This is a genomic window from Cupriavidus sp. 01L415, from assembly GCF_056400065.1.
In genome coordinates, this window is record NZ_JBFTSP010000004.1 from 1 (window position 1) to 21,650 (window position 21,650).

General features: G+C 64.9%; 19 protein-coding genes. 12 read left to right on the forward strand and 7 right to left on the reverse strand.

Annotated elements, in window-relative coordinates; all coding sequences use genetic code 11:
* Window positions 1-433 precede the first annotated feature (433 nt).
* From AC1DOX_RS09935 to AC1DOX_RS09950, 4 genes are read left to right on the forward strand one after another with little or no spacing between them, the layout of a single operon-like run.
* Window positions 434-1,825, forward strand: a complete 1,392-nt coding sequence (locus tag AC1DOX_RS09935; RefSeq protein WP_092135279.1) for a class I SAM-dependent methyltransferase — start codon at window positions 434-436, stop codon at window positions 1,823-1,825.
* A 28-nt stretch (window positions 1,826-1,853) separates the two neighbouring features.
* Window positions 1,854-3,185, forward strand: a complete 1,332-nt coding sequence (locus AC1DOX_RS09940) for a sensor histidine kinase (RefSeq protein WP_441615671.1) — start codon at window positions 1,854-1,856, stop codon at window positions 3,183-3,185.
* Between the two features lie 7 nt (window positions 3,186-3,192).
* Window positions 3,193-4,326, forward strand: coding sequence for a hybrid sensor histidine kinase/response regulator (locus AC1DOX_RS09945; RefSeq protein ID WP_092135276.1), 1,134 nt, complete (start codon window positions 3,193-3,195; stop codon window positions 4,324-4,326).
* The gene (locus AC1DOX_RS09950; RefSeq protein ID WP_441615673.1) at window positions 4,323-5,324 is read left to right on the forward strand and encodes a response regulator; all 1,002 of its coding nucleotides are present in this window, start codon (window positions 4,323-4,325) and stop codon (window positions 5,322-5,324) included. The genes AC1DOX_RS09945 and AC1DOX_RS09950 overlap by 4 nt, the downstream gene beginning before the upstream one ends.
* A 375-nt stretch (window positions 5,325-5,699) precedes the next feature.
* Here AC1DOX_RS09950 and secF read toward each other — a convergent pair whose 3' ends face one another.
* The 5 genes from secF to queA all read right to left on the reverse strand — a co-directional run bounded on the left by secF (window position 5,700) and on the right by queA (window position 11,515).
* On the reverse strand, window positions 5,700-6,674 hold the full coding sequence (gene secF, locus AC1DOX_RS09955) for a protein translocase subunit SecF (protein WP_441615675.1): 975 nt from the start codon (window positions 6,672-6,674) through the stop codon (window positions 5,700-5,702).
* Between the two features lie 23 nt (window positions 6,675-6,697).
* Window positions 6,698-8,563 (reverse strand): protein translocase subunit SecD, encoded by a 1,866-nt coding sequence (gene secD / locus AC1DOX_RS09960; RefSeq protein ID WP_441615677.1) that lies wholly within the window; start codon window positions 8,561-8,563, stop codon window positions 6,698-6,700.
* A gap of 197 nt (window positions 8,564-8,760) precedes the next feature.
* A complete protein-coding gene (gene yajC / locus AC1DOX_RS09965; RefSeq protein ID WP_092135270.1) occupies window positions 8,761-9,087 on the reverse strand; it encodes a preprotein translocase subunit YajC in 327 nt (108 codons plus the stop codon).
* Between the two features lie 225 nt (window positions 9,088-9,312).
* Complete coding sequence (tgt, locus tag AC1DOX_RS09970; RefSeq protein WP_441615679.1) at window positions 9,313-10,443, reverse strand: tRNA guanosine(34) transglycosylase Tgt; 1,131 nt, start codon at window positions 10,441-10,443, stop codon at window positions 9,313-9,315.
* 19 nt (window positions 10,444-10,462) lie between these two features.
* A complete protein-coding gene (gene queA / locus AC1DOX_RS09975; protein WP_441616112.1) occupies window positions 10,463-11,515 on the reverse strand; it encodes a tRNA preQ1(34) S-adenosylmethionine ribosyltransferase-isomerase QueA in 1,053 nt (350 codons plus the stop codon).
* Window positions 11,516-11,655: 140 nt separating this feature from the next.
* Here queA and recG point away from each other — a divergent pair, with 140 nt between their 5' ends.
* The 5 genes from recG to ubiA all read left to right on the forward strand — a co-directional run bounded on the left by recG (window position 11,656) and on the right by ubiA (window position 16,969).
* Window positions 11,656-13,845, forward strand: a complete 2,190-nt coding sequence (gene recG / locus AC1DOX_RS09980; RefSeq protein ID WP_477114018.1) for an ATP-dependent DNA helicase RecG — start codon at window positions 11,656-11,658, stop codon at window positions 13,843-13,845.
* A gap of 120 nt (window positions 13,846-13,965) precedes the next feature.
* Window positions 13,966-14,922: a LysR substrate-binding domain-containing protein gene (locus AC1DOX_RS09985; protein WP_092135266.1), complete on the forward strand. Its 957-nt coding sequence runs from the start codon at window positions 13,966-13,968 to the stop codon at window positions 14,920-14,922.
* Between the two features lie 267 nt (window positions 14,923-15,189).
* Window positions 15,190-15,384, forward strand: a complete 195-nt coding sequence (locus tag AC1DOX_RS09990) for a hypothetical protein (protein ID WP_092135264.1) — start codon at window positions 15,190-15,192, stop codon at window positions 15,382-15,384.
* An 84-nt stretch (window positions 15,385-15,468) separates the two neighbouring features.
* On the forward strand, window positions 15,469-15,954 hold the full coding sequence (locus tag AC1DOX_RS09995; protein ID WP_092135263.1) for a Dps family protein: 486 nt from the start codon (window positions 15,469-15,471) through the stop codon (window positions 15,952-15,954).
* Window positions 15,955-16,066: 112 nt separating this feature from the next.
* Window positions 16,067-16,969, forward strand: coding sequence for a 4-hydroxybenzoate octaprenyltransferase (gene ubiA / locus AC1DOX_RS10000; RefSeq protein WP_441615682.1), 903 nt, complete (start codon window positions 16,067-16,069; stop codon window positions 16,967-16,969).
* 179 nt (window positions 16,970-17,148) lie between these two features.
* Here ubiA and proC read toward each other — a convergent pair whose 3' ends face one another.
* Window positions 17,149-17,982, reverse strand: coding sequence for a pyrroline-5-carboxylate reductase (proC, locus tag AC1DOX_RS10005; protein WP_441615684.1), 834 nt, complete (start codon window positions 17,980-17,982; stop codon window positions 17,149-17,151).
* Between the two features lie 148 nt (window positions 17,983-18,130).
* Window positions 18,131-18,820 carry a YggS family pyridoxal phosphate-dependent enzyme gene (locus AC1DOX_RS10010; RefSeq protein ID WP_441615686.1) on the reverse strand — a complete coding sequence of 230 codons (690 nt, stop codon included), beginning with the start codon at window positions 18,818-18,820 and terminating at the stop codon, window positions 18,131-18,133.
* Between the two features lie 64 nt (window positions 18,821-18,884).
* On the opposite strand from AC1DOX_RS10010, the gene AC1DOX_RS10015 reads away from it, so the two are divergent.
* The 3 genes from AC1DOX_RS10015 to AC1DOX_RS10025 all read left to right on the forward strand — a co-directional run bounded on the left by AC1DOX_RS10015 (window position 18,885) and on the right by AC1DOX_RS10025 (window position 21,649).
* On the forward strand, window positions 18,885-19,928 hold the full coding sequence (locus AC1DOX_RS10015) for a type IV pilus twitching motility protein PilT (protein WP_092135257.1): 1,044 nt from the start codon (window positions 18,885-18,887) through the stop codon (window positions 19,926-19,928).
* Window positions 19,929-19,940: 12 nt separating this feature from the next.
* Entirely contained in the window at window positions 19,941-21,080 is a 1,140-nt protein-coding gene (locus tag AC1DOX_RS10020) for a PilT/PilU family type 4a pilus ATPase (protein ID WP_092135255.1), read from the forward strand.
* A 74-nt stretch (window positions 21,081-21,154) separates the two neighbouring features.
* On the forward strand, window positions 21,155-21,649 hold the full coding sequence (locus AC1DOX_RS10025; protein ID WP_092135254.1) for a glutathione peroxidase: 495 nt from the start codon (window positions 21,155-21,157) through the stop codon (window positions 21,647-21,649).
* Window position 21,650: the final 1 nt, after the last annotated feature.

Below are 21,650 nucleotides of genomic sequence, written 5' to 3' on the forward strand. Positions count from 1 at the left end.
GCTGCAGTGGGTGCTGGATATCGCCTACTTTGACCGGCTGGGCCTGCCCCGCCTCGCCTAACCTCAACCTCTCGAACCGCCCGGTGCGGACCCGCACGCCGGGTGGTGTGGCAGGGGCGCAGCCACGATGGCTGTCCCCTATGCCGATTGCCCCGGGGATACCCCACTTCATGGCGCGGGTGCACAGTTGTACGGTTTCCGGCTGCCACAGTACAATGGTTCGCCGCAGTCCCACCCTCAGGGGCGGAGCCCGCGCCGGTGCACACGCCGGACGCGCCCCGTGCCCGCAACAGGTCACGCGCATCGATATGAGCATTGGCTGCATTCCCTGATTTGGTATTCCGCCGCAAGACCTCTTGCCTGAGCTGTACCCGGCCGGCCCCGTCAGGCGCCCTGGCCCGCAGCGTTTCTCGGATTTCCCTGGCGCGATACCGTGTACTCCAAAACGCAAATCGATCCGGTAGTTAGCTTCCGCAACTCGCAGGGCGAGCAGGTGCGGGGCACGATCATCAATCTCCAGCGCAAGTCGCTGGTGATGGAAATCTACAATCCCTATTCCATTGTTCAGGTCAGCGAGGTGCTGAGCGAACTGAGCGTGCGGATGGGTACGAAGAACGCCTATCTGGGCAAGGCCGTCGTCATGAGCCTGGTGAATACCGGTCTGACTGCGGTGGTGTCCCTGACGCTGATCGATGAATGGCGCGAGCTGACGGATGTCAACGACGCACCCAAATCGGTCGCGCGCGAGGCCGAACTCTTTGTCAAGGACTGGGATACGCGCTTCAACATCCGGCGCGACTACCAGATCGTGGTCAACGAGATGCGCGCGTATCTTTCGGAAGTCTCGCGCTGGGTCGAGCAGGTGGACCTGACCGAGTCCCTGCCGAAGAAGGAAGGGCGCCTGCGCGAAGACGTGTTCTATGAACTGGCCGTGCCGCTGATGGGGAAGGTGAAGACCTACCTCGACTGGCTGGAGGGCGAGGCGGAACAGGTGGACCCGGAAATCGCGCCCGTGCACCGCACCTACGCGCAGGCCGCGCTGCACCCGTTGCTGCTGCGCGCGCCATTCGTCTATCGCACCTTCACCAAGCCGCTCGGCTACGCCGGCGACTACGAAATGGTGAACCAGATCCTCAGCGATCCGCAGCAAGGTCCCACCACGTATTTTCAGATCGTCAATACGGCCTTCCTGAAGGCGGCGGTGGCGACGGCGCACCGCAACCGGATCGACCTGCTGGTGGACTTCCTGACCCGCCAGGCCGAACGTGCGCGGGCCGCGGGCCGCCCGTTCCGCGTGCTGAACGTGGGCTGCGGGCCGGCGTTCGAGATCCAGCGTTTCGTGCGCGAGTATGCCAATCCGGAGCTGTTGTCGTTCCAACTGGTGGACTTCAGCGAGGAAACCCTCGAATACACGCGCGGATCGGTGGAACGCTCCGCTGCAGCGGCCGGGCACAAGGCATCGGTGGAGATGGTGCACCAGTCCGTGCACGACCTGCTCAAGCGCCGCATTTCGCCGGACGACCCCGGCGCGCGTGAGTTCGATGCCGTCTATTGCGCTGGCCTGTTCGACTACCTGTCCGACAAGGTCTGCGCACGGCTGCTGTCGTATTTCGCGTCGCGCACCAAGCCGGGCGGTCAGTTGCTGGTGACAAATGTCCACGCCGACAATCCCGAGAAGTTCGGGATGGAGCACCTGCTGGAGTGGTATCTGATCTATCGCGACGAGGCCGGAATGGCCTCGCTGTTGCCGGAGAACTCGCATGCCCACCGACTCTATGTCGATGAAACCGGCGTCAATGTCTTCGCCGAAGCCACCATCCAGTGAGAGTGAAGCGGTAATCCCTGTTCCATCGATGAGCGCCAATCAACTCTATGCGGGATACCAGTCCGAACTGGCGGACTTTCGCCTGGCGTTCAGCCGGGGCGGAGCGTACACGGCCATCGTGCTGGTGATGCTGGGCATGGGACTGGACTTTGGCCAGTACCCGCAGTGGCAGTTGCCCTTTGCCGTGGCGCGGGTGCTGGTGTCGCTGATGATCGCCGGCGTGGTGGTCATGCTCTACAGCCAGGCCGGACGGCGCTATGCGCCGTGGCTCACGCTGACATGGCTGCTGCTGCCGCAGATCATGATCGCGTGGATGATCTCGCAGACCGAGGGTGTGGAGTCCCCGTACTACGTGGGCCTGAACCTGGCCATCTTCGCTTCGGGTATCGCATTACCGTTCGGGCTCTGGCAGAACCTCGTCTTCGGCATCCTCTCCTATCTGCTCTACGCGCTGGCCTGCCTGCTGCACCCGGGCGGCATCGAGCCGGTAGGCACCTTCATTGTCAATTCGCTGTTCCTGCTGTTCGCCGCGGCGGCCAGCGGCGTCTACACGTTCTTCAATGAGCGCGCGCGCTTCATGCTGTTCCGCCTGAAGGCCGAGGTCGCGGACAAGAACACCGAGCTGGAAGTGATCAATCGCAAGCTGGTCGACATCAAGGGCCAGATGCTGCAACAGGAAAAGATGGCGGCCATTGGTACGCTGGCGGCGGGCCTGCTGCACGAGGTCAATAACCCGGTGAATTTCTGCCTGATGGCGATCGAGGTCGCCATGGAAGAGCCCGCGGCCAAGGCCGAGCCGGCGCTCGAGGAATGCCTCGTGGACGCCAAGCAGGGGATGCAGCGGATCCAGCATATCGTGTCGGACCTGAAGACCTTCGCGTACCGCAAGCCCGGTGCCGAGGTGGAAGGCACGCCATTCTTGTTCGAGAAAGCGCTCGACTCGTCGGTCCGGCTGACCGCGCACGAACTGCGCGGCGTCAAGGTGACTCGCGAATTGCCGGACGACACGCTGGTGATGGGTGACGAGGCCGCGATCATCGGCGTGCTGATCAACCTCTTTTCCAACGCGGCGCTGGCCATGCGCAAGGTTGGCACGCAGAACCCGGCCATCCATACCACGGTGAAGTGGGCCGCCGGCCGACTGCACGTCAATGTGCGCGACAACGGCCCCGGCATTGCGCCGGAGCATCTGGCGCGCGTCTTCGAACCCTTCTTCACCACGCGCGAGGTGGGGCAGGGGCTGGGCCTGGGCCTGTCGATCAGCTATGCGGTGATCGAGCGCCATGGCGGCCAGTTGTTTGCCGAAAGCGAACTCGGCCAGTGGGCCGCGTTCAGCTTCGACCTGCCGCGCGCGGAGTGAGGGTTCCATGACTGACACGAGCCAGCCGCGCCCGATCATTCTCTACGTCGATGACGAGGAGATGGCGTGCAAGTATTTCGCGCGGGCGGTCGGCAGCGAGTACGAAGTGTTGTCGGCCACCAGTGCCGACCAGGCCGTCGGCATCCTGCGCGCGCACCACACGCAGATTTCCGTCCTGGTGACCGATTTCCGCATGCCGGGCCGCGACGGTGGCGACTTGCTGCGCCAGGTCGCGCAGGAATATCCACAGATCGTCCGCATCCTTGTCACCGCCTATGCGGACAAGGACATGCTGCTGGAGACCGTTAATACCGGCGAGGTGTTCCGCATCCTGGAGAAACCGATCTCGGTGAGCGATGTGCGGGAGGTCCTGCGCATGGCCGGCGAGCGTCATCGCGAGCGCGCGGTACGGCAGCAGCGGCTGATGGCCATCGACGAGACGCTGGCCTTCCTGGCGCACGAACTCAATACGCCGCTGGCCGCGATCGCCAATTTTGCGCGTGGCATCGAGACCCGCGTGGCCGGCGAGTACAGCCCGCAGCGGCACGCCGAAATCGGCCAGGCCGCAGGCGCCATGCATGACAACGCCCAGTATTGCCTGGCCGTGCTGTCGTCGTTCCTCCAGTCGGTGCGCAGCAGTGCGGGCGGCGCCACGCCCCGGCCCGGCCCGGGAGGCGACATCACCGCCGGCGCATTGGTGGCATCCCTGCTGGATACCTATCCGTTTGCCGATAACCAACGTAACTGGGTGCAAGTGGAAATGCACGGCGACTTCCCGGTGCTGACGCTCCCCAACTGCGTGGCGCTGGTGTTGTCGTCCGTCATGAGCAATGCGTTGCGAGCGCTGGCCGACGTCGACGAGCCTGTGCTGCGCTTCGTGGTCGTCGCCGGCGAACGCCCGGAGATCCGCATCGCCGACAACGGGCCTGGCATCCCGCCCGAGGTGATGGACCGGCTTCTGGTGGATCCCGTGACCACCTACGCATCGGCCGGCGGCAGCGGACTCGGCATGATTTTCTGCAACCGCGTGATGCAATCCTTTGGTGGCGGCATCCGGATCGCGTCCGCGTCCGGTGCCGGCACGACCGTTACCCTCGATTTCCCCAATTTCAAGAATCGTATGCACAGGAGTGATCGATGAGCGAACCGAATACTACGCAGGCACCCCCGGCGATTCTGTTCGTCGATGATGAAGCCACGGCCGTCAAGTATTTCCAGCGCGCCATCGGGCAGCTGGCGCCGGTGGTGACCGGCGGGTCCGTTGAAGAAGGCAAGGCCCTGCTGGACGCCCATGGCGACAGTCTTGCGGTGCTGGTGTCCGACCAGCGTATGCCGGGCGAGTACGGCAACGAGCTGCTGCGTTACGCACGCGAGCGCTATCCGCATATCGTGCGGATCCTGACGACGGCGTACTCCGAGCTCGACCAGACCGTGGAAGCCGTCAACCAGGGGCAGATCCATCGCTACATCAAGAAGCCGTGGGACATCACCGCGCTGCGCATGGAACTGAAGCAGGCGCTGGAACTGTCCGGGCTGCGCAAGGAGCGCGATCAGCTGGTGCGTGAGAAGCTGTCGGTGCTGCAGAAGCAGACGGTGGCCACGCGCATCGGCATGGTGCATGCCCTGTGCGCCAGCCTGGTCGGCCCGGGCCGCTTCCAGCCCGTGGAAACCTACCTGGCCGGTGCGTCGCTGGCTGGCGCGCGCAATGCCGAGCCGGACTGGCAGCGGATGGACTACGCCGATCTGGTCGGCGCCGAGAGCCAGCGCAGTGGCACGTTCGGCCATGCCGTGGGCACGAAGCTGGCGGAACTGCGCTCGCGCCTGGCTGGCCGCGGGGCTGGCGATGCAGCAGCGGTGCTGGCGGAGACGCTGGGTGAGGCGACGGTCCGGCGCGACGGCGACGCCGTCACCTGGACCGCGCCGGCGACGCTCAGCGAATTCGTGGACAAGCCGGTGGGCGAGGCCGTCTCCGCCGAGCATGCGGGCTGGCTGGCCGTGCTGCTATGGCTGGAAGAGGCCGGCGGCGCCCTGCAGTTGCGGCGCGAGGGGGATGCCATTACCGCCCGAGCCGTCACGCGAGCAGAATCTTTCGCATCGGACCGACTGGCGGTATGGATCGAGCAGCTCTCGGAAACCTGACCGTCGTTGCCACGGCAGAAACGCAAAACGCCCCGCTTCTCATGCGGGGCGTTTTGTTTGGTCGGGCCATCCGATGCGGACCAGGCCTTTCTGATACAGGCAGGCGGCGCCCAAAGAGGTTGTTTCAGAATGAAGCGAAGCGGTCCTGGCTAGGGCGGAGCAGGGGTTTCGGATCGCATGCGATCCGCCTGCGTAGCGACATGCGCCTGCCAGCGCATGTGCGCCCTGCAAGGGTGCGGCCGCAGACACCATACAAGTGGTACGGCAAGCGAGTGTGGCAAAACCAGGCAACGACGCCAGGATCTTTTTGAAACGACCTCCAAAAGAGAAAGGCACCCGCAGGTGCCTTTCTAGTCTTCGTCGACGATTTCCTCGTCAGGCCTGGGCCCCGAAGTTCGGATCGTTGCGATCGGTGGGGTCGCCCGGCTTCTTCTCGCCCTTGACCAGGTCCTCGCGCTTCACGCCCAGCCACATGGCCAGTGCCGCTGCCACGAATACCGACGAATAGATACCGAACAGGATACCGACCGTCAGGGCCAGCGCGAAGTAGTGCAGCGTCGGGCCACCGAAGAAGAACATCGACAGCACCATCATTTCGGTCGAGCCGTGGGTGATGATGGTTCGCGAGATCGTGCTGGTAATCGCGTTGTCGATGATCTCGTGCGTGGTCATCTTGCGGTACTTGCGGAAGTTCTCGCGAATCCGGTCGAAGATCACCACCGACTCGTTCACCGAGTAACCCAGCACGGCCAGGATCGCCGCCAGCACGGAGAGTGAAAACTCCCACTGGAAGAACGCGAAGAAGCCCAGGATGATCACCACGTCGTGCAGGTTGGCGATGATGCCCGCCACCGCGAACTTCCACTCGAACCGGAACGACAGGTAGATCATGATGCCGGCCACCACGCACAGCAGCGCCAGCAGGCCGTCCGTCGCCAGTTCCTTGCCCACCTGCGGGCCCACGAACTCCACGCGCTGCAGCTTCACTTCCGGCGTGGCGGCCTGCAGCGCGCCCATCACCTGTTCGCTCTGCTGGGCGGATGTGACCGTCTTGCCGTCCGGGCCCTTCTGCAGCGGCAGGCGGATCATCACGTCGCGCGAGGTGCCGAAGTTCTGCACCTGCACGTCGCTATAGCCGAGCTTGCCGACCTGGCCGCGGATCTTTTCAAGATCGGCCGCCTGCTGGTAGTTGACCTCCATCACCGTACCGCCGGTGAATTCGATCGACAGATGCAGGCCCTTGTGCCAGAGGAAGAAGACAGCGGCGGCAAACGTCAGGAAGGACACCACGTTGAAGACCAACGCGTGCTTCATGAACGGAATGTCGCGCTTGATGCGGAAAAATTCCATGATGTTGTCCTGATATGTCTGGCTTACTTGGCGACCGGAGTGTCGGCGTCCGGCTTCCAGATCTGGCCGATGGCCACGCTCTGGAGCTTCTTCTTGCGGCCGTACCAGAGGTTGACCAGGCCGCGATTGAAGAACACCGCCGAGAACATCGAGGTCAGGATGCCCAGACAGTGCACCACGGCAAAGCCGCGCACGGGGCCGGAGCCAAAGGCCAGCAGCGCTAGGCCGGCGATCAGCGTGGTGACGTTCGAGTCAAGGATCGTGGCCCAGGCGCGATCGAAGCCGACCGCGATGGCCATCTGCGGCGAGGCACCGGCACGCAGTTCTTCCCGGATCCGCTCGTTGATCAGCACGTTGGCGTCGATGGCCATGCCCAGCACCAGCGCGATGGCGGCGATGCCCGGCAGCGTCAGCGTGGCCTGCAGCATCGACAGCACGGCGATCAGCAGCAGCAGGTTCACGCCCAGTGCGGCGACCGAGAACACGCCGAACAGCATGTAGTACAGCACCATGAACGCGGCGATGGCGCCAAAGCCATAGGCCACCGAGTCAAAGCCCTTCTGGATGTTGTCGGCGCCGAGCGACGGGCCGATCGTGCGTTCCTCGATGATCTCCATCGGTGCGGCCAGCGAACCGGCGCGCAGCAGCAGCGCCAGGTCGTTCGCGGCTTCGGTGGAGTAGGAGCCGGTGATCTGGAAGCTGGAACCAAGCTCGGACTGGATCGTCGCCACGGTCAGCACTTCGCCCTTGCCCTTTTCGAACAGCACGATGCCCATCGGCTTGCCGATGTTCTCGCGCGACACGTCGCGCAGCACGCGGCCACCCTGGGCATCCAGCTTGATGTTCACGGAGGGGCGCTGGTTCTGGTCGAAGCCGGCGGAGGCGCTTTCGATGCGGTCGCCCGTGAAGATCACCTGCTTCTTCAGGATGACCGGGGCACCGTTACCCTGCGTGAACAGCTCGCTGCCGAATGGCACCGGATCGCCCGCGCGCGGGTTGCGCGGTGCATCCGGGTCGGCGAGGCGGGCCTCCAGCGTGGCGGTGCGGCCGATGATGTCCTTGGCCTTGGCGGTGTCTTGCACGCCCGGCAGCTGCACGACGATGCGATCGGCGCCTTGCTGCTGGATCACGGGCTCGGCCACGCCGAGTTCGTTCACACGGTTATGCAGGGTGGTGATGTTCTGCTTGACGGCGGCGTCCTGCACGGCCTTGCGGGCGGCGTCGGTAAAGGTGCCGACGACGTTGTTGCCGTCCATCGCGAAGGCCAGTTCGCGCAAGCTGTCGGCCAGGATGGTGCGCGCGCGTCCGGCTTCGTCGGCGTTGTTGAAACGCACGGTCAGGCGGTCGCCTTCGCGATCGATGCCGCCGTGGCGGATGTTCTTGTCACGCAGCAGCGTGCGGGCATCGCCGGACAGGCTGTCGAGCTTCTTGTCGACCGCGCCCTTCATGTCCACCTGCAGCAGGAAGTGCACGCCACCGCGAAGGTCCAGGCCCAGGTACATCGGCAGCGCGTGCAGCGCGGCCAGCCAGCGCGGGGACCCCGACAGCAGGTTCAGCGCGACCACGTAGGTGGGGTCGGACGGATCCGGGTTCAGCGAGCGGGACAGCACGTCCTTGGCCTTGAGCTGCTCGTCGGTGGTGCGGAAGCGTGCCTTGACCGAGCCGGACTGGCCAGCCACGTCGAAGAACATGCCATCCGGCTGAAGCTGGCTCTGCGCCAGGATCTCTTCGACATGCTTCTGCATGGCCAGGTCGACCTTGACCGTGGCCTTGGCCGACGACACCTGCACGGCGGGTGCCTCGCCGAAGAAGTTCGGCAGGGTATAGATGATGCCGATGGCCAGGGCCACCAGGATCACGATGTACTTCCAAAGCGGATAACGATTCATCTCTGGCCAGTCATTGCGGTTGGCGTGGCCGACTCTGGCGCGCGATACGCGCCGGATCGGCCGGACCGGTTGGCAAACAGCCGCCTGGCAGCCCTCGCCGGGTCCGATGCGGACCCGCGGGCCGGTTCAGGCGGCTGCAGGGGCATGCGCAGGCGTGGCGCCATGGGCATGCCGGAAAAGGCTGGAGCGGGGTCGGATCAGAGCGACTTCAGCGAGCCCTTCGGCAGCACCGTGGTGACGGCGTTCTTCTGCACGGTGATCTCCGTGCCTTCGGCCACTTCCAGCGTCACATACTGGTCAGCCACCTTGGTCACACGACCCAGGATGCCACCGGCGGTCACGACTTCGTCGTTCTTCGCCAGTGCTTCCAGCATTGCCTTGGATTCCTTCTGGCGCTTCATCTGCGGGCGAATCATGATGAACCACAGCACTGCGAACATCAGGATGATGGGCAGGAAACTCATCAGGCCACCGGCCGCGCCGCCGACACCGGCAGTCTGGGCAAAAGCGTTCGAAATCAGCACGTTACTTCTCCGTCACAAAGTTCAATCAGGGAATCGGGCATTCTATCACCCGGTGTTGTCCCGCCTAGGCATTCTAGGGCGAATTGCGGGTTTGCTCGGGGTGCCTTCCAAGTACTTTGTCGCACGTTACGGAAGGTCACCCGGACAGGCAGATATTCGACCGCCGCGCGGCGGAAAGTTCGCCTGCCTGTCTTGAAACTAGAACATTGGCTGGGCGCGTGCGGATCAGCGTGTGCCGCGCGCGCGGTGCTCCGCAAACTGGCGGCGGAACGGCTCGAAACGGTGTTCCTCGATGGCCGCGCGCATCTCGCGCATCAGTTCCAGGTAGTAATAGAGGTTGTGAATGGTGTTGAGGCGCGCGCCAAGGATCTCGCCGACCCGGTGCAGATGGTGCAGGTAGGCGCGCGAGAAGTTGCGGCAAGTGTAGCAATCGCAACTTTCGTCGAGCGGGCGAGGGTCGTTGCGGTGCGCCGCGTTGCGGATCTTGACGTCGCCAAAGCGCGTGAAGAGCCAGCCGTTACGCGCGTTGCGGGTCGGCATCACGCAGTCGAACATGTCCACGCCGGACGCCACGCCGGCCACCAGGTCTTCTGGCGTGCCGACGCCCATCAGGTAGTGCGGCTTGTTGGCCGGCAGGCGCGGGGCCACGTGCTCCAGCACCCGCATCATGTCTTCCTTGGGCTCGCCCACGGACAGGCCGCCGATCGCGTAGCCGTGGAAATCCAGTTCCGACAGGCCCGCCAGCGATTCGTCGCGCAGGTCTTCGAACATGCCGCCCTGGACGATGCCGAACAGCGCATTCGGGTTGGCCAGGCGGTCGAATTCGTCGCGCGACCGCTTGGCCCAGCGCAGGCTCATGCGCATCGACCGTGCCGCTTCGTCGTGCGTGGCCGGGCGGCCCTCGATCTCATAAGGGGTGCACTCGTCGAACTGCATGACGATGTCCGAATTCAGCGTGCGCTGGATTTGCATCGAGATCTCGGGGGACAGGAACAGTTTGTCGCCATTGACCGGCGACGCGAACGTGACGCCATCCTCCGTGATCTTGCGGAGCTCGCCCAGCGAAAACACCTGGAAACCGCCCGAGTCCGTCAGGATCGGCTTGTCCCAGCCCACGAACTTGTGCAGGCCCTGGTGCGCGTCGACGACGTCCAGTCCCGGGCGCAGCCACAGATGGAACGTGTTGCCGAGGATGATCTGCGCACCGATCTCGTTGAGTTCGAGCGGCGACATCGCCTTGACCGACCCATAGGTGCCCACGGGCATGAAGATCGGCGTCTCCACGACACCGTGGTTCAGGGTGACGCGCCCACGGCGGGCATTGCCGTCGGTTGTCAGGAGTTCGAAGTTGAGCATGGCGTTTTCTTGTATTCGGTCAGACCTGGCGGGTCAGCAGCATGGCATCGCCGTAGCTGAAGAAGCGGTAGCGTGCCTCCACGGCGTGGCGGTAGGCCGCGCGGATGGCCTCCACGCCGGCCAGCGCGGACACCAGCATCAGCAGCGTGGACTTGGGCAGGTGGAAATTGGTGATGAGCGCATCGACCAGCCGGAAACGGTAGCCCGGCGTGATGAAGATATCGGTGTCGCCGCTGCCGGCGGCCAGCGTGCCGTCGGCGGCCGCGGCCGATTCCAGCGCACGCAGCGACGTGGTGCCCACGGCAATCACGCGGCCGCCGCGCGCGCGGGTCTCGCGCACGGCCTCGGCCAGTTCCGATGAAATCGCGTACCACTCGGCGTGCATCTTGTGCTCGGCGAGATTTTCGGTCCGCACCGGCTGGAACGTGCCGGCGCCCACGTGCAGCGTCAGGAAGGCGCGGCGCACGCCGTGGGCATCGAGCCGGGCGAACAGCGCATCGTCGAAGTGCAGGCCGGCCGTCGGGGCGGCCACGGCGCCCGGGTTGCGGGCGTAGACGGTCTGGTAGCGCGTCTCGTCGTAGGCGTCCGGGTCGTGGGTGATATAGGGCGGCAGCGGCAGGCGGCCATAGCGTTCGATCAGGTCCAGCGCCGGTTCCGGGAAGCGCAGCGTGAAGAATTGGTCCACACGCGGGCCAACGGTCACTGCGAAGGCGTTTTCGGTCAGGTGCAGCTTGCTGCCCTCGGGCGGCGTCTTGGACGCGCGTACCTGGGCCAGCACGGTGTGCGAATCCAGCACACGCTCCACCAGCACTTCCACGCGACCGCCGCTGGGCTTGTTGCCGAAGAAGCGGGCTTTGATCACGCGGGTGTCGTTGAAGACCAGCAGGTCGTTGGGATTCAGGAATTCCAGGATGTCGCTGAATGCGCGGTCGATCAGCCGCACGGCGTCGGCGCGATCCTCCGGGGCGGTCCGTTCGACCACCAGCAGGCGGCTGGCGCTACGGTCGGGCAGGGCGGACTGCGCGATCAGTTCGGGCGGCAGCGGGAAATCGAAGTCGGACAACGTCAGCATGGCAGGCACGGCAGGGGTGGGTGGCATCCCGGCTGGGGTGCCACCGCAGGCATAGGTACAATCGGCGAATCCGACATTGTAAGGCTTGGGCGCCCGGCGTCGCCCGGCCGCCCGTGATTGACGCCTATATTCCCGCGCTGATGCCAGGCACCGCCACCGATCCGATCGCTGATTCCGCTCCCGTCCCCGCCGACAAGCCGTCCCGCGGCGGCAAGCCCGCGAAGACCGCCGACGCCCGGCCGTCCTCGGCTGCGGCACGCCTGGCCAAGCTGGGGCTGCGGCGCAGCGTCGATCTAGTGCTGCACCTGCCGATGCGCTACGAGGACGAGACCACGCTGGAGCCGATCGGCGAGGCCATCCGGCGTGCCGGGATCGGCCTGCCGGCACAAGTCGAAGGGGAGGTGATTTCCAACGAGGTCACCTTTCGCCCGCGGCGCCAGCTGGTGGTCCGGATTGCCGACGACACCGGCGAACTGACGCTGCGCTTCCTCAATTTCTACGGCAGCCAGACCAAGCAGATGGCGGAAGGCGTGCGCCTGCGCGTGCGCGGCGAAATCCGCGGTGGCTTCTTCGGTGCCGAAATGGTCCACCCGGCGGTACGGCCGGTGACGGCGGGCGAGGCGTTGCCGGACCGGCTGACGCCCGTCTATCCGGCCACGGCTGGCATCTCGCAAGCCTATCTGCGCAAGGCGATTGGCGGCGCGCTGTCTCGCACGCCGATGCCGGAAACGCTGCCTCAGTCCGTGCTGCACGGCCCGCTCGCCGGGCTGAAGCTGGCGCCGCTGACCGATTGCCTGCGGCTGCTGCACAACCCGCCCCCGCAGGAAAGCGAAGCCGCGCTGGCGGACCGGTCGCACCCCGCCTGGCAGCGGATCAAGTTCGATGAACTACTGGCGCAGCAGATCTCGCTGCGCCGGTCACAGGCCGCCCGGCGCGAGAAGAACGCGCCCTCGATGCCGCGCCGCGCCGATGGGCTGCTCACCCGCTTCCTGGCCGCGTTGCCTTTCCGGCTGACCGGTGCGCAGCAGCGCGTGGTCGAGGAAATCGCCGCCGACATGACCCGGCCGCATCCGATGCATCGGCTCCTGCAAGGCGATGTGGGCAGCGGCAAGACCATTGTGGCGGCGCTGGCCGCGTGTCAGGCCATTGACGCCGGCTATCAGGCCGCGCTGATGGCGCCGACCGAAATCCTGGCCGAACAGCATTTCCGCAAGTTGTCCGCATGGCTGGAGCCGCTGGGCGTGCCCGTGGTCTGGCTGGCCGGCAGCCTGCGCGCGAAGGAGAAGCGTGAGGCGGCTGCGCGCGTGGAATCGGGGGATGCCCAACTGGTCATCGGCACCCATGCACTGATCCAGGACACTGTACGTTTCGCACGGCTGGGATTGTCGGTGGTCGACGAGCAGCACCGCTTCGGTGTGGCGCAACGGCTGGCGCTGCGGGGCAAGGCGGGCGAGGCCGATGCGCCGGGAGGATCGGAGGGATCGGCAGCCAACAAGGCGGCGCCGCAGGTACCACACCAGTTGATGATGTCCGCCACGCCGATTCCGCGCACGCTGGCCATGACGTACTACGCGGACCTGGACGTCTCCGTCATCGACGAACTGCCGCCGGGCCGCACGCCAATCGTCACGCGGCTGGTCAACGACGCGCGTCGCGACGAAGTCATCGAACGCGTGCACCATGCCGCGGCGGAGGGTCGCCAGGTCTACTGGGTGTGCCCGCTGATCGAGGAAAGCGAGGCGCTGCAGCTGCAGACGGCGGTGGAAACCTTTGAGACCCTGGTGGCCGCCTTGCCCGACCTGCGCGTAGGGCTGGTGCATGGCCGCCTGCCGCCTGCCGAAAAGGCGTCGGTCATGGACGATTTCAGCGCCAACCGGCTGCAGGTGCTGGTGGCCACSACCGTGATCGAGGTGGGCGTGGACGTGCCCAAYGCCTCGCTGATGGTGATCGARCAYGCCGAGCGCTTSGGCCTGGCSCAGCTSCACCAGYTGCGTGGGCGGGTCGGGCGGGGCAGCGCGGAATCGGTCTGTCTGCTGATGTATCAGGCGCCGCTGTCACCCACGGCGCGGGAGCGGCTGGCGACGATGCGCGAGACCACCGATGGCTTCGAGATCGCCCGGCGCGACCTAGAGATCCGCGGCCCGGGGGAATTCCTCGGGGCGCGCCAGTCGGGCGAGGCCATGCTGCGCTTTGCCGACCTGAATACCGACGCGTGGCTTGTGGACTATGCGCAGGAGGCTGCGGAGATGATGCTGGCGCGCTTTCCGGATGCCGTGGAAGCCCATTTGTTGCGCTGGCTGGGCGGCCGCGAGCACTTTTTGAAGGCCTGATTGGCGGCTCGGCGTGATCGCCACACTCGCGCATGTGTTGCGTAAGAGACTTTGATACGGCGATCTGACAGATGGCGGAATCGAAGTTAAAATCTATCGCCTAACCGAACCTGATAAGTCATGACGCTCACCGAACTCAAGTACATCGTCGCGGTCGCGCGCGAGCGCCATTTTGGCCGTGCGGCCGAGGCGTGCTTCGTTTCGCAGCCGACGCTGTCGGTCGCCATCAAGAAGCTGGAAGACGAGCTGACCGTGCAGATATTCGAGCGCGGGACCTCGGAGGTGTCGGTGACCGCCATCGGCGAGCAGATCGTGGCCCAGGCCCAGCGCGTGCTGGAGCAGACCATGGCCATCCGCGAGATCGCCAAGCAGGGCAAGGACCCGCTGGCCGGCCCGCTCCGCGTGGGCGTGATCTATACCATCGGACCGTACCTGCTGCCGATGCTGGTCAAGCAGATGATCGGTTCTGTCCCGCAGATGCCGCTGATGCTGCAGGAGAACTACACCAACAAGCTGATCGAACTGCTCAAGCAAGGCGAGATCGATTGCGCGATCATGGCCGAGCCGTTCCCCGATTCCGGCCTGACCGTGCGCCCGCTCTACGACGAACCGTTCGTGGTTGCCGTGCCGCGCGGCCATCAGATGGCGCAACAGCGCCAGGTCGATCCGGACGAGCTCAAGCAACAGACCATGCTGCTGCTGGGCAGCGGCCATTGCTTCCGCGACCATGTGCTGGGCGTCTGCCCCGAACTGTCGCGCTTCTCGCAGGCGGCCGACGGCATCCAGAAGACGTTCGAGGGGTCGTCGCTCGAGACGATCCGCCACATGGTGGCCAGCGGCGTCGGTATCACGGTGCTGCCGCGTACCTCGGTGCCTGACATGAAGCCGCGCAACGACATGCTGGCTTATGTGCCGTTTGCCGATCCGGTGCCGGATCGTCGCGTGGTGCTGGCCTGGCGCAAGAGCTTCACGCGCCTGCCGGCCATGGAGGCACTGGCCAATGCCGTGGCGGCTTGCGATCTGCAGGGTATCCACAGGATCGGCGATGCGCAGGCGGTCGAGGCGGAAGCCGCCTGACGGCACGACAATTCGCGGTATTTGTCACTTCAAACGCAAACGGCAGGGTCCAGACCCTGCCGTTTTTGTTTGGTGCTGGCCATCCGAGACGGGATCATCTGGCCGCCCGAGCGACGCGTCTGAGACGAGATAGTCATTTGCTATTCTATAGTTATAGATTATCAAATACAAAGATCGATAAAAAATAACTACACTTCACTCAGCCAGTGCCTCAGGCGATTCCGTCGGAACGCCGGGCAACCAATCATTGAAGTGGAGGACCCCATCATGGCGATGATCAATCTGTTCGCGACCGAATTCCGGCAACTCCGCGCGGACGCGGCCCATGATTCGCGCGATCGCGAGGCCGGCCGGCTGCGCCGCAAGCTCGTGCGCAAGGAGATTGGCATGGCCATCGTCACGCTGGGCGCGATGGCGATGTTCCTCGATGCGGCGCGGGGGTTGTCCTTTCTTGCGACCTGATCCTGATGCGATAATGGTCGCTGCCGTCCGCGCAACAAGCGGACTCGAATCCTCGTGGCTAGACCAGAACGGAGCTGAACGACCATGGCAAAGAAGAATGAGATGAGCGTGAATATCGGGATATCCGACAAGGACCGCAAGAAGATCGCGGAAGGCCTGAGCAAGCTGCTGGCCGATACCTATACCCTCTACCTCAAGACCCATAACTTCCACTGGAACGTGACGGGTCCGATGTTCAACACGCTGCATCTGATGTTCGAGACGCAGTACACCGAACTGGCGCTGGCCGTGGACGCCATCGCCGAGCGCATCCGCGCGCTGGGCTACCCCGCACCGGGCACCTACAAGGAATACGCCAAGCTGTCCTCGATCGCCGAGGAAGAAGGCGTGCCCGAGGCCACCGACATGATCCGCAAGCTGGTGGAAGGCCAGGAAGCTGTTGTGCGCACCGCGCGCTCGCTGTTCCCGGTGATTGATGCCGCTGGCGACGAGCCGTCGGCCGACCTGCTGACCCAGCGCATGCAGACGCATGAGAAGACCGCATGGATGCTGCGCGCGATGCTGGCGTGAGCCCTGTCTCGCCAGACCCGGCCGCCCGCGTGGTGGCCGGCACAACGCGTCACGGCTTGCCATGCCGGGACGCGTTTTTTGTTTAGCTTTCCCAGAAGTTACCGCTGTCACCATGTCCGAACGTTCCGCCGCCCCCGCCCAACCCGGCCGTCTCGCCCTTTACGCGCGTCTGGTCCGGATCGACAAGCCCATCGGCACGTTGCTGTTGCTGTGGCCCACGCTGTGGGCATTGTGGATGGCCGCCGGCGGGCCGCCGGGCTGGGGCATTTTCTGGATCTTCTTCCTTGGCACGTTCCTGATGCGATCGGCCGGCTGTGCGATCAACGACTGGGCCGACCGTGACTTCGACAAGCATGTGAAGCGCACGAAGGAGCGACCGCTGACCGCCGGGCGCATTGCCGCATGGGAGGCGCTGGCCGTGGCTGCCGTGCTGGCGCTGATCGCTTTCGCGCTGATCCTGCCGCTGAACGGGCTGACCAAATGGATGGCCGTGGTGGCGGCGTTCGTCGCCGGCACCTATCCGTTCTTCAAGCGGTTTTTTGCGATTCCCCAGGCCTACCTGGGCATCGCGTTCGGATTTGGCATTCCGATGGCATTTGCCGCCATCCAGGGGCAGGTGCCGCCGGTGGCGTGGCTGATGCTGGCGGCCAATGTGTTCTGGGCGGTGGCCTATGACACGGCCTACGCGATGGTCGACCGCGACGACGACCTGCTGATCGGCATCAAGACATCGGCGATCACGTTCGGTCGCTTCGACGTGCTGGCCATCATGCTGTGCTACGCCGCCTTCCTTGGCCTGATGGCCTGGGCGGGCGTGCTGCTGGGATTCGCGGCAACGTCGGCGTGGGCCTACTATGCTGGCCTCGTGGCGGCGGCCGCGATGGCCGGCTACCACTACACGCTGATCCGCGACCGGGACCGCATGCGCTGCTTTGCGGCGTTCCGCCACAACAACTGGCTGGGCGCCTGCGTGTTCGCCGGGACGGCCGCAGCCTATCTATTGAAGTCGGCCTGACTGTTGGCGTCGGCCTGACAAGGCCGTTGGAGCCATATGCGGCTGCGCGGCAGTGATGGCGCGCGGCTGACAAGGCCCACACCGGTGATACAGCCGACACGGCTGGTACGGGTGACACGGTCATGTCACCCGTGGCCCCAATCTTCTCCGCTAGCTGGCGGGAGACCAGAGCCGGTACCTCAATCCTTCCCGAACTCCGCGCCCATTTCCTTGCCGCGCGCCGCCGCCGCGTGCATGGCGCGCACGAAGGCGTCCTTCACCTTGTCCGCTTCCATCGACACCAGCGCCGCGTGGGTCGTGCCGCCCTTGGACGTCACGCGCTCGCGCAGCGTCGATACCGGCTCGGGCGACTCGCCCGCCAGTGCGGCAGCGCCACGGAAGGTCTCCACGGCCAGCGTACGGCCCTGCTCGGCGGAGAGGCCGAGTTCCGTCGCCGCGCGCTCCATGGCCTCGATGAAATAGAACACGTAGGCCGGGCCGCTGCCCGACAGGGCCGTCACGGCGTCGATCTGGTCGTCGCCATCGACCCACACGCATTTCCCCACGGCCTCGGCCACCGCGGTGGCAATCGCGCGGTCCCGCTCCGACAGTCCCGGTGCCGCGGCCAGCCCCGTCATGCCCATGCCGGCCAGCGCCGGCGTGTTCGGCATGGCGCGCACCAGACGCGTGCCGCCCAGCCAGCGCTGCATGTCCTGCAGGCGGATGCCGGCGGCCACGCTGATGATCAGGTTGCCGGCGCCGGCTTTGGGCAGAAGCGGTGACAGCTGAGCGGCGGCATCGCGGAACTGTTGCGGCTTGACGGCCAGCACGATCACGTCGCTGGCGCCAAAGGCGGCGTCGGGTGCCGCCAGGGCGTGGACGCCCAAGGTCTGCGTAAGCCGCTGGCGGGCGTTGGCCGACGGATCGATGACACGGATGGCGCCGGCGGGCACGCCACGGGCGACGAGGCCGCCGATCAGGGCGGAGGCCATGTTGCCGCCGCCGAGGAAGCCGAACGTAAGAGAGTCGAGCATGTCTGTCCTAAGAGGCACTATCAAAATGATTCTGGCGTCGTTGCGCGGCCTTGCCGTACCACTTGTACTGTCTGCGGCCGCGCGCCTAGCCAGAACCGCTGGCGCTTCATTTTGATAGCGCCTCTAATGTCTACCCGCACGATGCCTGTCAGGCGCGTGCGCCGAAAATCGCGGTGCCGATCCGCACCAGTGTGGCGCCTTCGGCGATGGCGGCGTCCATGTCAGCGGACATGCCCATCGAAAGCGTGTCGACGTTTAGCCCGGATTGCCGTAGTTGATCAAGCAACGCGCGCAGGGCGGCAAACGGTTGACGTTGCGCGGCGGGATCCTCGGCCGGCGCCGGAATCGCCATCAGCCCGCGCAGTTGCAGGTTCGGCAGCGCCGCCACGGCCCGCGCCAGCGGCAGCACGTCCTGTGGCGCCACGCCACTCTTGCTGGTTTCCTGGCTGATATTGACCTGGATGCAGACCTGAAGGGGCGGCAGGCCGTCCGGGCGCTGCGCGGAGAGCCGCTCGGCGATCTTCAGGCGGTCGACGGTGTGGACCCAGTCGAACTGCCCGGCCACGGACCGCGTCTTGTTGCTTTGCAGCGGGCCGATGAAATGCCACTGGATCCGGCTGCGCAGGTCATCCAGCGCGGCGATCTTGTCGAGCCCTTCCTGGACGTAGTTCTCGCCAAACGCTGTCTGCCCGGCCTGGAAAGCTTCGCGCACCGTGGCCGGCGGGACTGTCTTGGAAACCGCCAGCAGGGTGACCGTCGAAGGGTCCCTCCCGGCTTGTTGTGTGGCCGCCGCGATGTCATTTTTCACGGCTTGCAAGTTGGCGGCGATTACAGACATAATCCGGCGAACATACCAAAGAAGTAAAACAATAAGTCATTAATTTAGGGTGGGGTCATTATAGATGGACATCGCGCAGCTATTGGCTTTTGCGGTAAAGAACAAGGCATCCGATCTCCACCTCTCGGCAGACATGCCGCCGATGGTGCGTATCCACGGCGACATGCGTCGGATCAACGTCGCGGCGATGGCGCACAAGGACGTCCATGCCATGGTGTACGACATCATGAGCGACGTTCAGCGCAAGGCGTACGAAGAACGCCTCGAGGTTGATTTCTCGTTCGAAATTGCCGGCCTGTCCCGTTTCCGGGTCAATGCCTACACGACCCAGCGCGGTTCGGCGGCGGTGTTCCGGACCATTCCCTCCAAGGTACTGACGCTTGACGACCTGCACGCGCCGGCCGTCTTCGCCGACCTCTGCATGAAGCCGCGCGGGCTGGTGCTGGTGACCGGACCAACCGGCTCCGGCAAGTCCACCACGCTCGCGGCGATGGTCGACCATCGCAACGACAACGACATGGGTCACATCCTGACGGTGGAAGACCCGATCGAATTCGTCCACAACTCGAAGAAGAGCCTGATCAACCAGCGCGAGCTGGGGCCGCATACGCACTCGTTTGCCAATGCGCTGCGCTCCGCGCTGCGTGAGGATCCGGACGTGATCCTGGTGGGCGAATTGCGTGACCTGGAAACGATCCGCCTGGCGCTGACCGCCGCGGAAACCGGCCACCTGGTCTTTGCCACGCTGCACACCAGCTCCGCCGCCAAGACGATCGACCGGGTGGTCGACGTGTTCCCGCCGGAAGAGAAGGACATGGTGCGGACGATGCTGTCCGAATCGCTGGAAGCCGTGATCTCGCAGACGCTGTTGAAGACGCGCGATGGCAATGGCCGGACCGCGGCGCACGAGATCATGATCGCCACGCCCGCCATCCGCCACCTGATCCGCGAAAACAAGATCGCGCAGATGTACTCGATGATGCAGACGTCGAGCGGCCTGGGCATGCAGACGCTGGACCAGTGCCTGGGCGACCTGATCAAGCGGGGCATGATCAACTACAACGACGCCAAGGCGATTGCAAAGAATCCCGACGCTTTCGTGGGATAAGGAGTCGACACCATGCTCGATCGCGATTCCGCCGCCAAATACATCAACGACCTGCTGGAGCTGATGGTCAACAACCGCGGGTCGGACTTGTTCATCACGTCCGATTTCCCGCCGGCCATCAAGGTGGACGGCAAGATCACGCCGGTTTCCCAGCAACCGCTCAATCCCACGCAGGCGCTCGGCCTGGTGCGTTCGATCATGAACGAGCGCCAGATCAAGGAGTTCGACGAGACCCGCGAGTGCAACTTCGCCATCACCGCGCCGAATGCGGGCCGCTTCCGTTGCTCCGCGTTCATCCAGCAGGGCAAGGCGGGCATGGTCGCGCGGACGATCAACACACGCATCCCGTCCGTGGAAGACCTGGATCTGCCGCCGGTGCTGCATGAGATCGTGATGGCCAAGCGCGGCCTGGTGATCGTGACCGGCGCCACGGGCTCGGGCAAGTCCACCTCGCTCGCCGCGATGCTGGATCACCGCAATGCGCATTCGTACGGCCACATCATCACGATCGAGGACCCGATCGAGTACGTGCATGCGCACCAGAACTGCATCGTCACGCAGCGCGAGGTCGGCATCGACACCGAGTCGTGGCACATCGCGCTGAAGAACACGCTGCGTCAGGCGCCCGACGTGATCCTGATCGGCGAAATCCGCGATCGCGACACGATGGAGTACGCGATGCAGTACGCGGAAACCGGCCACCTGTGCCTGGCCACGCTGCACGCGAACAACGCCAACCAGGCGATCGACCGGATCGTCAACTTCTTCCCCGAGGAAAAGCGCCAGCAGTTGCTGATTGACCTGTCGCTGAACCTGAAGGCGATGATCTCGCAGCGCCTGCTGCCGCGCGCTGGCCGCAAGGGTCGCGTACCTGCCGTCGAGATCATGATCGGCACGCCGCTGGTGGCCGACCTGATCTTCAAGGGCGAGATCCATGAGCTCAAGGAAGTCATCAAGCGGTCCCGCGAGCAGGGCATGATCTCGTTCGACCAGGCGCTGTTCGAGCTCTACGAGGCGGAGAAGGTTACCTACGAGGACGCACTCAAGAACGCGGACTCGCTGAACGACCTGCGCCTGATGATCAAGCTGCATAGCGCCCGCCATCGCGACGCCGACCTCGGTGCCGGCACCGAGCACCTCAACGTCATCTGAGCGGCATTCGCAGGAACCTGACGGGCGCGGTATCCTCACACCTGTCAGGCCCAACACCCCAAGCGGAGACCGCCATGAGTAACGTCTACCAGTTCGAAGCCAGTTCCCTGTCCGGCACACCGGTGCCCCTGGCCGATTTCCGAGGCAAGGTGCTGCTGATCGTCAACACCGCCAGCGAATGCGGATTCACACCGCAGTACGCCGGGTTGCAGACGTTGCAGGATGCCTATCACGAGCGCGGGCTCGACGTGCTCGGCTTTCCCTGCAACCAGTTCGGCAAGCAGGAGCCCGGCGACGCCGCGCAGATCGGCCAGTTTTGCGAATCGCGCTTCCAGGTCAGGTTCCCGATGTTCGACAAGATCGAGGTGAATGGCCCGGGTGCGCATCCGCTCTACAAGTGGCTGACGTCCGAAAAGCGTGGCGTGCTGGGCACGCAGGCGATCAAGTGGAACTTCACCAAGTTCCTGCTGCGCCGCGACGGCACGATCTTCAAGCGCTACGCGCCGACGACCAAGCCCGAGGATATCCGCGCCGATATCGAAAAGCTGCTGAGCGATCCCGCGGCCTGAC